The 11,292-nt window shown below is 46.6% G+C and carries 10 protein-coding genes; 4 read left to right on the forward strand and 6 right to left on the reverse strand.

Going from position 1 to position 11,292, the window contains the following annotated elements:
• Positions 1-350, reverse strand: a 350-nt coding sequence (locus ACE1CM_RS27675; RefSeq protein ID WP_374882073.1) for a single-stranded DNA-binding protein, incomplete at its 3' end; no start/stop codon positions are given.
• A gap of 104 nt (positions 351-454) precedes the next feature.
• Positions 455-2,983, reverse strand: a complete 2,529-nt coding sequence (locus ACE1CM_RS27680) for a sugar phosphate nucleotidyltransferase (protein WP_374882074.1) — start codon at positions 2,981-2,983, stop codon at positions 455-457.
• 512 nt (positions 2,984-3,495) lie between these two features.
• Here ACE1CM_RS27680 and ACE1CM_RS27685 point away from each other — a divergent pair.
• Both ACE1CM_RS27685 and cobK read left to right on the forward strand, forming a co-directional pair.
• Complete coding sequence (locus ACE1CM_RS27685; protein ID WP_374882075.1) at positions 3,496-3,687, forward strand: hypothetical protein; 192 nt, start codon at positions 3,496-3,498, stop codon at positions 3,685-3,687.
• A 25-nt stretch (positions 3,688-3,712) separates the two neighbouring features.
• Positions 3,713-4,597 carry a precorrin-6A reductase gene (gene cobK / locus ACE1CM_RS27690; RefSeq protein ID WP_374882082.1) on the forward strand — a complete coding sequence of 295 codons (885 nt, stop codon included), beginning with the start codon at positions 3,713-3,715 and terminating at the stop codon, positions 4,595-4,597.
• 134 nt (positions 4,598-4,731) lie between these two features.
• Here the strand turns inward: cobK and ACE1CM_RS27695 are convergent, their stop codons facing one another.
• The 3 genes from ACE1CM_RS27695 to ACE1CM_RS27705 all read right to left on the reverse strand — a co-directional run bounded on the left by ACE1CM_RS27695 (position 4,732) and on the right by ACE1CM_RS27705 (position 7,338).
• Positions 4,732-5,091, reverse strand: coding sequence for a hypothetical protein (locus ACE1CM_RS27695; protein ID WP_374882076.1), 360 nt, complete (start codon positions 5,089-5,091; stop codon positions 4,732-4,734).
• A gap of 19 nt (positions 5,092-5,110) precedes the next feature.
• Positions 5,111-5,674 (reverse strand): Uma2 family endonuclease, encoded by a 564-nt coding sequence (locus tag ACE1CM_RS27700; protein WP_374882077.1) that lies wholly within the window; start codon positions 5,672-5,674, stop codon positions 5,111-5,113.
• 71 nt (positions 5,675-5,745) lie between these two features.
• Positions 5,746-7,338: a gamma-glutamyltransferase family protein gene (locus ACE1CM_RS27705; RefSeq protein ID WP_374882078.1), complete on the reverse strand. Its 1,593-nt coding sequence runs from the start codon at positions 7,336-7,338 to the stop codon at positions 5,746-5,748.
• Positions 7,339-8,151: 813 nt separating this feature from the next.
• On the opposite strand from ACE1CM_RS27705, the gene ACE1CM_RS27710 reads away from it, so the two are divergent.
• Together ACE1CM_RS27710 and ACE1CM_RS27715 are read left to right on the forward strand one after the other, a co-directional pair.
• On the forward strand, positions 8,152-8,796 hold the full coding sequence (locus ACE1CM_RS27710; RefSeq protein ID WP_374882079.1) for a L,D-transpeptidase: 645 nt from the start codon (positions 8,152-8,154) through the stop codon (positions 8,794-8,796).
• 42 nt (positions 8,797-8,838) lie between these two features.
• Positions 8,839-9,189, forward strand: a complete 351-nt coding sequence (locus tag ACE1CM_RS27715) for an SH3 domain-containing protein (protein ID WP_374882080.1) — start codon at positions 8,839-8,841, stop codon at positions 9,187-9,189.
• Between the two features lie 736 nt (positions 9,190-9,925).
• Here ACE1CM_RS27715 and ACE1CM_RS27720 read toward each other — a convergent pair.
• On the reverse strand, positions 9,926-10,726 hold the full coding sequence (locus tag ACE1CM_RS27720) for an ATP-grasp domain-containing protein (RefSeq protein ID WP_374882081.1): 801 nt from the start codon (positions 10,724-10,726) through the stop codon (positions 9,926-9,928).
• Positions 10,727-11,292: the final 566 nt, after the last annotated feature.

Raw genomic sequence — 11,292 nt, forward strand, 5'->3', positions numbered from 1 at the left:
TTAGCAGGAGTCGATGCAGGTTCAGCCGGGATAAAATTACGATCTGCTTCCAGGTAGTGAACCTTTTGGACTGTTAATTCGGCGCGTTTTTCTTTAAAGCCTTCTGGTTTGCGTTCGATGGTATTCATGCTCAAACGACCTTCCAGCACCACGCGATCGCCTGGATGACAGCGTTCTTTAATTTCCTGAGCCAAATTTCCCCATCCTACCACCTTTAAAGTCGATGGCGGCTCTTCCGAGCGCAGTCCGGGAAACTCCACCACCATTTCCGCTACGGGTACTTGGTTATCAGGAGTGTAACGCAGTTGCGGTTCGTCAACGATCTCCGCCATTAAAATGCAGCTGTTCATACCTTGTAATTGGTAATTGGTAATTGGTAATTGGTAATTGGTAATTGGTAATTGGTAATTGGTAATTGGTTTTTACCCATTACCCATTACCGATTACCCCTTACCTATTTTATTTCTTCCAAGCCCTGTTCGGCATCAATAAACCCTTGAACTCGCGTGCGATATTCCCGCAAAGTTTCATCCACCCATTGCCGGTCATTACTGTTAGCGAAAATATGCACCAACGGTTCGCCTGCATCGGGTAAAACTAACACCCAGTTGTCATGGTGAGGATAGTTACAAATTTTAACGCCATCCACCAGTTCCAAATTTTCTGTTGGGTGGGTTTCTACCAGGTGACGCATTAAAGCCCCTTTAACGGTCCAAGGGCAGCGAACCGTGCCAGTTTTGTGGTAAACCCGGGGAAGTTCGGTGCGAATTTGACTGAAGCGCCGCTCTTGAATTGTCAGCATTTCAATCAATTTAGCAATGCAGAACATGGCATCGAAACCCGGGTGCAGTTGGGGGAAAATAAACCCCATTTCTCCCGAACCGCCCAATACTACATTGGGATAGGTTTGAGAAGCTTCCATCAAAGCCGTCGGGTTAGCTTTGGTGCGAATCACTTTACCATCGTGGCGGCGGGCAATTTGTTCCACCGCTGAGGAAGCGTGGATCGGGACGACAACGGTGCCGCGCGGGTGACTGGTTAAAATCGTCTCGACCATCAACGCGGTGAGCATTTCTCCCCGAATCGACATTCCCGTGTCATCGACTAAAATCATCTGTTCCCCGTTGGCGGATACTTGCACCCCAAAAGATGCCTTTAGTGCTTCCACCACATGACCCAATTGCACGAGCAAGGTTTCCCGATCAGGTCCGGCGAGGGCGGTTTGATTCAAACTGGCATTGAGAACCACCGCATCGCAGCCAAATTTTGCCAGCAGTTGGGGCAGGATGGCGCCGGAAACGGCGTAAACGTAGTCGATCACCACTTTAGAATTGCTGTGGTGAATTGCCTGCACGTTGAGGTGCTGCTCAAACTTGGTGCTGTAAGTATCCATGACTTGGGAAGGATAAGCCATGTTGCCGATTTCGTGAATTTGCGCTCGCCGCAAATCTTCCTTGAAATAAGCGCTTTCAATCTTTTTCTCTTGGCTTTTAGAAATATTGATGCCCTTCGAGTCCACAAATTCAATCAAAATATGGTCGGCGCGGTCTGGATGCAACCGCAGGTGAATGCCACCGGCTACGTTTAACGTGGGAATTACCGCGCGGGTAATCGGGATAGCCGTCGCTTCTAGGTTTTGGATGTGGACGCCGACAGACATTAACCCGGCAATTAAAGAGCGACTGACCATGCGGGAAATGCCGCGCTGATCTCGCGAAATTGCCACCGTGGCACCGGGTTTGAGGGTCGATCCGTAAGCCGCGCCCAGTTTAACGGCGAATTCCGGCGTAATATCGATATTGGCTAACCCCGATACACCCCGCTGACCGAACAAGTTGCGTTGAGCCGTTTGACCCCAAATCAGGTTAATATTTAAAGTTGCTCCGGATTCTATTTGCTTGCTAGGCCAGACGCGCACGCTGGGGGCGACGTTGGCTTCTTCTCCGACGCTGGACAGCGACCCGACAACTGCCCCTTCCAGAACGTTGGCGCGCCGGTCTACCCGCGCCCCGCGACCGATGGTGCAAGCGCGCAGGTGGGCTTCTTCGCCGATAATCGCGCCGTTCCAGACAATCGGGCGCTTCAGGTTGGCATCGGCGCCGATAGTGACGTTATCGCCGATCACCGTACCCGCTTCCACGATCGCTCTCGGCCCGATGCGGCAGTTATCGCCGATAATTACAGGTGCTTCGATGTGGGCGTTGGGGTCGATATAGGTGTTTTGACCGATCCAAATACCAGGCGATCGCTCAAGGTAGGCAAAATCGAGTTTTACCTTGCGGTGCAATGCATCGTACTGCGCTTCCCGGTAAGCTTCCAGGTGTCCGACATCGCACCAGTAACCGCTGGCGATATATCCGTACATCGGTTCCCCTTTATCCAGCAGCAAGGGGAACAGATCTTTAGAAAAGTCGCATTCGGTCATGGCGGGGAGATAGTCCAGCACTTCTGGTTCTAGGATGTAAGTTCCCGTGTTGACCGTATCTGAAAAAATTTCGCTACTCGAAGGCTTTTCTAAAAAGCGGCGAATCCGCCCTTGGGTATCGGTAATCACAACGCCAAATTCAATCGGATTTGGCACGCGGGTTAGTATGAGCGTGGCTTTTGATTGCTTTTTCTGATGAAATTCAATCGCTGCGTTTAAGTCAAAGTCGGTAATGCTGTCGCCGCTGATCACCAGGAAGGTAGAATCGAGCAGGTCGGCAATATTTTTGACGCAACCTGCCGTCCCTAACGGTTGGTCTTCTTCCACCGCATAGGTCATTTGCACGCCAAAGTCGCTACCGTCAGAAAAGTAGTCGCGCATGACGTCTGGCAGGTAGTGCAAAGTGGCAATTACTTCGGTGATGCGATGCCGTTTGAGCAGATTGATAATATGTTCTGCAATCGGTCGATTTAGGATCGGTACCATTGGTTTGGGAAGATCGCAAGTCAGCGGTCTCAGCCTAGTTCCCGAACCGCCAGCCATCAGCACTGCTCGCATAAGTCCTCCTTCGGGGTTTATACTCAACGATCGTTGCAAATATTTTGCGTTCGGTGCAGCACAAAACTTACTCAAATCAAGCATTTCGCTTAAATTGACGGAAAGCTTCCTGCTTCAACCAAGGATGACGGCATCTTCTTGTCCACAGGCGTAAATTCCGCACTTGCCGCACCTACTCTACTTTTAGTTTCCTACGTTCCTGAAATTTAATAAACGGCGCGCGAACTGTTCATCCCCTAGAGGTAGGGTATGCTTGTGCCCCGCGCCCACTATAGGAAACCCGGTCATTGTTTAGAAAAATTTCTCTGTTTGAACCATAATACAATCTGGGTATGGGCGTTCGCGAAGCGAAGCGAGGCATATCGCACCGCAAGCTGGCGCAGCGCTTTGTTCGCTAACCTAGATATAGGCTGCCATAAATTGGGCGACCGTAACTGGAAACCCCTCTGGCAGTGGTGTAGCAGTCAATAGATACTTGAATCTAAATTGGGTCAATTCCTCGGAGTTGTTCAATGGGTAAGCTAATTATCTTGGTTTTATTAATCGTTTACGCGGGTGGCGTCTGGAAGTTTTGGAAGGGCTTTCAACGGACTAATTTTAGCCGTAGTTTACCGAATCGGCTGGTTTTGTCCCTGTTGTGGCCCGTTCTACTCGTCGCCAATAAATCCTATCGTCAGAACTTTACCAAAGCGCTGAAGGGGTAGGTATCTGAGCGATCGCATCTGGCTCATCGGTGGTACAACAGAAAGCGTTCAACTCGCAGATGCAATCGCATCTGCGGCTTTACCCTGCACGATTACCGTCACAACAGAAGCCGCCCGCGCCCTCTATCCAAACTCGCCCCTGCTGCGAGTCTGGGTAGGGCGTCTTTCACTTTCCGATCTGGAAATGTTCTACCAAGAACATAATATCGTCGCAGTTTTAGACGCCTCCCACCCCTATGCGGTGGAAGTGTCGCGGTGTGCGATCGCCGCCTGCACCCAGTTTAATATCCCCTATTTGCGCTACGAACGCCCTTGTTTGGAGAGGGAGACGCGGGGAGATGGGAAGACGCGGGGAGGCGGCGACGCGGGGAGGCGGGGAGATGGGAAGACGCGGGGACGCCCAGACGCGGGGACGCGGGGAGAAGAAATACTTGATTACCAATTACCAATTACCAATTACCAATTACCAATTACCATTCAATTAGATAGCTGCGAGACGCTTGTTACTGGCAATTATTTAGAAAAACAGCGAGTGTTGTTGACTGTCGGTTATAAATACTTACCCCTGTTTCGTTCTTGGCAAGAAAAAGCGACTTTATTTGCGCGTATTTTACCATCTTTGGTATCAATAGAAGCAGCATTAGCAGCCGGATTTACACCCGAGCGGATAATTGCCTTGCGCCCGCCTATTTCTGCCGATTTAGAAACAGCTTTATGGCGTCAGTGGGAAATTTCGATGGTGGTAACGAAAGCTTCGGGTGCGCCTGGAGGAGAAGATGTGAAGCGAAAGGTGGCGGCTGAATTAGGCGTGCCATTGATAATAATTGACCGTCCATTTATCGACTATCCGCAACAAACGGGTGACTTATCAACGGCGATAGCATTTTGCCAACAATATTTATTTAAGTAGGTGCAAATAAATAAAGTGAAAATAGTTATGTAAGCTGTGAGGCGGGCAGAATGCCCATCCCACCAGAAAGTATTTCAGATTTCTTGTCGGGTGGGCGTCGGTGCCTGCCCCATGTTCAGTTTATTTATGGTTACCTAATTACTGGTTAAAAAAACAGGTAATTCAAGAACGTGAAAGTAAATCAGCGCCAAGATAAGAAGAGTATAAGCAGTCGAAGTACCCAATCCAATCAGTAAATCCTTTTTGATATTATTTTTTTGCCGATTGAAGAACATATCCATCGCACCCATTTGCATCATTAAAATCCCCAAAACGTTAGAAATCCAGTAACCAACAACTGTAAAGGTTAAGAACAAATCGGGTGCCACCCAACTGACGAGATAGCCAAAAAGATATGCGATGGGCAGGTTAAAAAACAAATCGTTCCACCAAGATAGGGGCGACAGCATATAACCCAAACCGATTAAAAATCCACCCCTCAGTTTTTTCAACATATCTTGATTTGAATAATTATTATGGAATGGGTCGCAACATTTCTCGAACCGTAACGATACAATTGGGAAAAGCTAAAGGCGAAACAGTCTGATTATCTGAAAGAATTATCTCATTTTGATACCCATCTTGACTCGGTTCGCGAAAGACGTGGAGTTGGCGATCGCTTACATCTAACACCCAATAATCTGCAATCCCAGACTGGGCGTATATTCCAGCTTTGAAATTGAGGTCGCGATCGAGGTTTGTATCTGCCACTTCTATAATCAAATAAACTTCTGATGGCGTAGGATGGTGGTCTTCGTAGTATAAAGGATCGGGTATTAAAACAGCAATGTCTGGTTCTGGTTCAGAAAGATCGTTTAACCGAACAGGTTCTTGTACTCTTACCAAAACCTGCTCTCCCAAACGATTTTCCAGTAGCTTCTCTGTGCGAGTCGTTGCTGCACTGTGGGGGGTTCCTTTTGCTGCCATTTTAATAATGTGTCCCGCTAGTAATTCAACTCGTTCATCTGGAGCGAGAATACCAGCTTCCGCCATGCAGTGATATTCTTTAACGGTGAAAAGGCGAACATCTAAAAGCATAGTTTTTCCCTGAATTGATAGCTCTATTCGTAGGGTGCGTTAGCAAGCAGAGTACGGCACCATTTCACCTACTACCATGCTAGCGCCATCCCATCTGCACGGGGTTCTGATGCAGCAACAAAAACGTCCCCTTGTTTCAAGATAATTTGACCTTTTCCAAATAGCCAACTATTTGTACTGATGAGAATTTCATGTCCTTTATCTATCAGCGCCTGTGCTATTTCTTCAGATACCGCCGGTTCTAAAATGACCCGATTTCCAGCGATAAATTGCCATCTAGGAGCGTCTAGAGCGGCTTGGGGATTCATGCCATAATCAGCTATATTCACCACCAATTGCAAGTGTCCTTGGGGCTGCATTGGCCCTCCCATGACACCAAATGGCCCTAATGGTCGATCGTTTTGGGTAAGAAAACCGGGGATAATTGTATGGAAAGGACGCTTCGCTGCACCAATTTGATTCGGATGTCCCGATTCTAAAGTAAAACATGCGCCGCGATCGTGGAGTGCAATGCCTGTTTCGGGGACAAGAATTCCGCTACCAAATCCTTCGTAATTAGATTGAATAAAAGAAACCATTAATTCCCCATCGGCGGCGGCTAGATATACGGTTCCGCCTTTGGGAATTCCTGGTTCTGCGAGGGAAATGGCTCGTTCTGCAATCAAACTTCGGCGCGACTTTGCATAAGTTTTATCCAACAAAGAAGCAACCGAAACATCCATATAACGAGGATCGGCAACGTAACGATGAATATCTGCAAAAGCCAGTTTCATCGCTTCGATTTGCAGGTGATAACTTGCAACCGATTCGCGGGGATATTTGGCAATATCAAACCCTTCTAAAATATTTAAAGCGATTAAAGTAGCAATTCCTTGGGTGTTGGGGGGAAGTTCCCAGACAGTTAGTCCGCGATAATCCGTTGCAATTGGTTCTACCCAATCTGCTTGATGGTTTTGCAAATCTGAAACTGTTAGTAAACCGCCGGTTTCTGCGGCAAAATTAGCGATTTTTTCGGCAAGTTCGCCTTTGTAGAAACTTTCGCCGCCAGAGGATGCGATCGCTCTCAAAGTCTTCCCATGTAACTTGCTTCCCCACACTTCCCCCGCTTCTGGTGCGCGGTTTTGGGGAAAAAATACGGCTTTAAACGGCTCAAATTCCTTTGCAGTCAAGGGTAAGAAAACTCTTTCCGCGCGTTTCCAAGCTTGTGCGGTGACTGGAGAAACGGGAAACCCTGACTCCGCATATCGAATCGCGGGTGCAAATAATTGCTCAAACGGTAACTTTCCCCAACGTTCCCATAAAGTGCGCCAAGCAGATACCGCACCCGGTACGGTGACGGGTAACCAACCCGTTTCGGGTATTATTTCGGCGAATAATTCTAAAGTAAGAGATTGGGGACTTTTTCCGGAAGCATTTAAGCCGTGGAGTTTCCCATCCCAGACTAACGCAAAGGCATCCGCACCGATACCATTGGAGGTGGGTTCAACTACGGTGAGTGCGATCGCCATTGCAATAGCTGCATCGACTGCATTTCCCCCAGCTAACAGCATTTCCATCCCTGCTAAAGTCGCCAGGGGTTGACTTGTCGCCACAGCACCCCGCTTTCCGATCGTTACTCGTCGGAAGGAAGGGTAGGGGTAGTCGGTTAGGTTTCCTAGTTGCATCACTCCACTCGTTTTTGCAGATTAAACAAGCACCCGTTTTGGAAAATATAGGGTGTGCTTCACAGAAACTTACCACAAGCTTTGGTTTATTAAAGTTTAAGTAAAGAATCTTTAAAAAGTACCGACAGTATCGGTAGGAAATTTCTATCATTGAATTACAGATAATTCAGGAAAAAGCCAAGACTTACCTAAAGTTTTCAAGGTTAAAGTGCATTACATCCCAAACTCATAGTGGGAACGTCTGAGTAGGTAGTCAACGTAAGTCTGGCTAACGAGAGATTGACTAACTAAGTAATCTCTGTTTCGCTATACAAGTTTTTAGCATCTACAAATACTTACGTTTCCTTTGGCAGGAAAACGGTACTAAATCCCTAGTAATTTAGTAACGCAAGTTGCTAGTTATCTTTTTAGGGCTGAAGACAGGCTAATGGCTAATAGCTAATGGCTAATGGTAGAACCGAAAAATATTCCCATCAGCAATTAGCAATTAGCGATGAGCAATGCGAGCAACCCACGATAGTTATAACTAGCAACTTGGGTTAGTATCTGTGCATCTGCCTTAGCGCAGAATGGATCGCCAAAACAAGTAATAATCCATTGGCTCAATACTGCCAGATATCAGACTGGCTTAACTCAGGTACGCCTGGGCAAAGTTTCGCTGAATTTTATCTCTCAAAACAACGTGAACGTGGGGTAGTTCCTATCCAAACTATAATGATTTTTTCCAAACTTCAAGAACTTGCGTTCGCCCCCTTAATTTGTGTTGCATTCGCAGGATGTTCCGCTCCTGTTGTGCAGGAATTAAGCCCACAATTGACTGAGGCAAAGCCCAGGGTTAGCAGTCAGCTACCCGCTGATAATTTGACTACAAGAAAGCGACAACAGTGGAATTCTGCCCCGATCTTAGAGAACAGTCAACCTGTTTCAGTCGAGGTACCCGCTAGTAACGAGTCGCAAATTGAAAATCCCGTACCCCTTGAGGGAAGCCAACTCCACGGCGCAAATTCACAGGAGTTAGTTCAGCAAGGTAGCTACATGACTCTAACGCCGATGGGAAGAACTAACGCCCAAGGCAACCCGCTTTATCAAATGAATCTCTATGTTAATAGGCAGCTAATCCGTACTTATGCCGTCGTAAGCGGACGGGCATATAGCCAAAATCGCAATCGCCACCAAGCAGGTACGCAAGCGCCTTTGCCAGATGGTTTGTACGCAGTCGCCAGATCGGCTGTGCGTGGAACCAGTCCAGAGGTTGGCGGACGTTTCTTGCCGATCCAACCTTTATTTCGTACTAATCGTTCAGCATTGGGGATTCATTATGACCCGTCCTTTGAAAAAAACAATGGGGAAGACGGGACAGAAGGGTGCATTGCCCTAACCAATAAATCGGACTTGGACGATTTGTTGAACTACGTTCGCATCTATCGACCCAAATATCTCCAAGTCAATATTCAGTAGTTGATCGGTTCGCTCACTTTACTCACACACAAGGATAAAACTATGCTTCAAACTACAGTGCTAAAAACTTTAATAACTAGCACGCTAATGCTATCTGTAGCGTTACCTATTAAAGCACAGGTAGGACCAGGACTTGGACCGACAGATACCGCACGCAACTCAGATGTGCAAAGCTACGCCCGTGTCTGTACAAATGACACGAGAAATGGTCGCCTGTCCCTGCGGACTGGTCCAGGACAGCAATATCCCAAGATTAAAGAGATTCGCAATGGGCAAACTATTGGCTTGATTCGCGGACAATATGGCTCTGATGGTTTCTATTGGTGGAATGTTTTCCACAATGGCAGCCGAGGTTGGGCAAGAGCCGATTATATCTGTGGCGACCCTCAATAGCAACATTAACCAGCACGATCGAGGCTATAGCTTAATCTAACTACCCTGGCTTTTCACAGGATATTCAGGACTGACGCAAACACCAAAGTTTCTCTGAAAAATCGTCGCGCAAGGAACTAAAGATCTAGGCAGAAACAAAGGTGATAGGTTTGTCGTGCGTAAGTCCTGGATATTTTTGGCTGTTGCGAGCGCAATTAGACACTGATTGCGCTCGCCAGACCCGATTAATCTAATTGTTCTTCACCGTTGAAAGCAGGTCGGAATGACTAACTGATATCGTTGACCGTTGCATCGTAATTACGACCTGTAGGGGCTTTTCTTGCAATTAGCAAGCTGGCAATTAGCAATTACCAAGAAAGGCCGATCATTCCGATGCAACCGGATTTGATATGAAGCTAACCTGCACCATCACTCCTCGATCATTTGTCTCAGTTCATTCATATTGGAGGAAAACTTTAATTCACCGTTTTGTTCCTGTTCGCGACGTTCTTCCCGTAGGTACTGCTTCAACAGCAATTGAATTTCTTGCTTTTCTTCGGTAGAAAGACTCTTGATTGCCTCGACTCAGCTGCTTTGCATTTAAATCGAATAAAGAGACGGGGCTTGCATGCCCATCCCACAAGAATCTCAGAAAAATTGACTGTAAAATTAGATGCGTAGCAGCTTACATCACTGAAGCTCATAACCACCAGAAACCTTCTAGTACTTACCCGACCAATCTAACATGAATGATGCGTCACCTGTCATGGGCCCAAAGTTGTGCAAAACGTTCAGCAGACCATCCAACCAAATCCGACACTTGCCCGTCACCAATTTCGACAATTCTCTTGACTCCATCTTCACGATCGATCGCATCCACAGAGAAGAACTTGCTTTGAATTCTCAGGGCGCATTCCTCAACAATGTTAGGAATTTCTTCGCCTAAAGAAGCTGCAAACGCTTTGCCACGGATAACGAAGTAACGCTGCTCGGATTCGGGGACAAACTCTTCAACTCGTCGTACACAAATACCACCTTCAATCGTTCCTCGAAACTTTTGCATTTGGGCAATAACTGTTCCAATCTGGGAGGGTCGATCGATAATTGCTCCGACTGAGGTTTTCAGGGACTTAACGTAATCTTTGATGAAGAAACGTTCCCAACCTAATGCTTCCAACTCAGTTTCTAAGTCATCATCAATCGAATAGAACTTTGTTTCTGGTGTCAGCTCGGCAACTAAAGGATACCAGGAAGGCAGGTAATGCGTGTTTAAGTATTCAGTTAGTGAAGTAAAAGCACTAGCCCCCATGCTCTCTATGGCACTAACCAACAACTCATAATTTGAGGGTGAGAGCATCCACCCCCTGTAAATTACTTCTGCGCTTTGGGAAAGGATTGGGCTAATCTTTGGTGAACTATTCCCCAACGATTCCAAAGAGATAGCAGCGGTGTCGAATCCCGCATCGGAAAGCGATGCAACCTGGTCGAGGTACATCTCATCAACCTTCTTAGGATTGAAGTAATCGCTGGGGAAAAGGAAGATCGCGTTACTTGCCATAAATCCTTGAATCTGCCCGACAATCAGTTCATTGATATTAGTGAATTTTAAATTTGTAGCACCATTCCTGGCGGTGCGTCAGGCGCAGACCGTTAATCCATTGGTATAAACTGACTAATTCTATGCGCCTGACGCACCCTACAGTTGTTCAAAACCAGTATTGCTTCAATTTTTTTAGAGTTGCTAAATCAATTGTATATCCTGACTGCGAACCAAGCACGCTATCGATACCGCATTTGGGACAAAGTACGGTCGTACCGTCATCGCAGTAATCAGATATTTCTTCAGGTGAAAAGATACTAAGGCAGCAGTAACATCCTGCTTTTTCACTTGCTTCTACTTGTTTTCTGTTGTGTATAGAATACTGGGATGCTAATCTTATGTCCATGATTGTTTTACAGCGGCTTGCAGCCCTTGTGAGGGAAAGCGTTTTCGCTTTGTTTGTGTAGCGGGGCCCCTCAGGGTGGGGGTACCAAAACAAAAATTTAAAAAAAATAAATAAAAATTTTTAAACAAATTAAAAAAAAAAAAAAGGATAATTTTTTGGTGTTAAAAAAAAAAATAAA

It is taken from the genome of Microseira sp. BLCC-F43, from assembly GCF_041929235.1.
In the GTDB taxonomy this organism is placed as follows: Bacteria; Cyanobacteriota; Cyanobacteriia; order Cyanobacteriales; family Aerosakkonemataceae; genus Microseira.

Bases quoted from the DNA above. Each gene is read 5' to 3' on its own strand.
- ACE1CM_RS27695 (WP_374882076.1), bottom strand. From the start codon at position 5,091: ATGTTGAAAAAACTGAGGGGTGGATTTTTAATCGGTTTGGGTTATATG.
- ACE1CM_RS27705 (WP_374882078.1), bottom strand. From the start codon at position 7,338: ATGCAACTAGGAAACCTAACCGACTACCCCTACCCTTCCTTCCGACGA.
- ACE1CM_RS27680 (WP_374882074.1), bottom strand. From the start codon at position 2,983: ATGCGAGCAGTGCTGATGGCTGGCGGTTCGGGAACTAGGCTGAGACCG.
- ACE1CM_RS27715 (WP_374882080.1), top strand. From the start codon at position 8,839: ATGCTTCAAACTACAGTGCTAAAAACTTTAATAACTAGCACGCTAATG.
- ACE1CM_RS27700 (WP_374882077.1), bottom strand. From the start codon at position 5,674: ATGCTTTTAGATGTTCGCCTTTTCACCGTTAAAGAATATCACTGCATG.
- ACE1CM_RS27685 (WP_374882075.1), top strand. From the start codon at position 3,496: ATGGGTAAGCTAATTATCTTGGTTTTATTAATCGTTTACGCGGGTGGC.
- ACE1CM_RS27720 (WP_374882081.1), bottom strand. From the start codon at position 10,726: ATGGCAAGTAACGCGATCTTCCTTTTCCCCAGCGATTACTTCAATCCT.